1 protein-coding gene is annotated in these 341 nt (G+C 59.2%); it reads left to right on the top strand.

Annotated elements, in window-relative coordinates:
* Window positions 1-119: 119 nt before the first annotated feature.
* The coding region (locus P0G09_RS16240) for a pyruvate kinase (RefSeq protein ID WP_275253185.1) at window positions 120-341 on the top strand (222 nt) is incomplete at its 3' end.

Raw genomic sequence — 341 nt, 5'->3', positions numbered from 1 at the left:
GTTCTGGCTCTCCCAGTTTTCCCCTGTGGGGCGGGCTGCCACGCCTTTTTCCGTTGCCGCCTGGTTTGGCACTTTTCAACGGTCCCGTTTCGTGTTACAATAAGAAAAAACGAAACCGGGTGATTTTTTTGGACTTTTATGGTACCATTGGCCCCGCTTGTGCCCAGCTGGAGACCTTGCAGCGCATGGTGGAAGCTGGCATGACGGGCATCCGCATGAACCTTTCCCACGGGCCCCTGTCGGCCCACAAAGACTGGCTGGATATCATCCACGCCGTGGGCATCCCCCAGCTGCTCATCGACCTGCAGGGGCCGGAGCTGCGCATTGGCACGCTGCCCCAG

The organism is Faecalibacterium sp. DFI.5.82 (assembly GCF_029076575.1).
GTDB classification, from domain to species: Bacteria; Bacillota; Clostridia; order Oscillospirales; family Ruminococcaceae; genus Faecalibacterium; species Faecalibacterium duncaniae.
Note: the sequence above shows the minus strand (reverse complement) of the source record. Positions and strands in the feature narration are given on the sequence as shown.